Origin of the sequence: Streptomyces durbertensis (assembly GCF_014156695.1) — a bacterium.
Taxonomy (GTDB): domain Bacteria; phylum Actinomycetota; class Actinomycetes; order Streptomycetales; family Streptomycetaceae; genus Streptomyces; species Streptomyces durbertensis.
In genome coordinates, this window is record NZ_WMLF01000904.1 from 1 (window position 1) to 641 (window position 641).

Consider the following 641-nt stretch of genomic DNA (forward strand, 5'->3'; position numbering starts at 1 on the left):
TTGTCCGGGTGGGCCGGGTCGGGCTGGGAGTGGACCATCACCACGCCGGGGCGGGCGAACGCGGCGACCAGGTCGACGTGGCCCTGGGTGCCGTAGCGGCCGTAGTCGGCGGCGAGGCCGTAGGGAAGCCAGATCGCCTTCTCGGTGCCGAGGTGGGCGTGGATCTCGGCCTCCACCGCGGCCCTGGTCCGGCCGGGGTTGCGGCCCCGGCCGAGCTGCACGGTGTCGGTGAGCAGGACGGTGCCCTCGCCGTCGACGTGGATCGCGCCGCCCTCGTTGACCAGAGGGGTGCTGTAGACGGGCGTGCCGGCGAGGTCCGCGACGTGCCGGGCGATCTTCGCGTCGTGCTCCCAGCGGGCCCAGTCCTGGGCGCCCCAGCCGTTGAACGTCCAGTCGACGGCGGCGAGCGCGCCGGCGCCGTCGGTGACAAACGTCGGGCCGATGTCCCGCATCCACGCGTCGTCCAGCTCGCGCTCCACCAGTTCCACGCTGTCACCGACGTGCTCGCGGGCGCTGTCGGCGTCGCCGGGCGCGACAACAAGCGTCACCGGTTCGAAGCGGGCGACGGCGCGGGCGACGGCGCCCCAGGCGCGGCGGGCTTCGGCGAGCTCGTGCGGGCTGCCGAAGGTGGGGTTGGGGGC

At 74.9% G+C, this 641-nt stretch carries 1 protein-coding gene; it reads right to left on the minus strand.

From position 1 onward, the window contains the following. Nucleotides 1-641 (minus strand): agmatine deiminase family protein (locus GL263_RS27585; protein WP_182858445.1); only part of this gene is annotated, 641 nt, incomplete at both ends.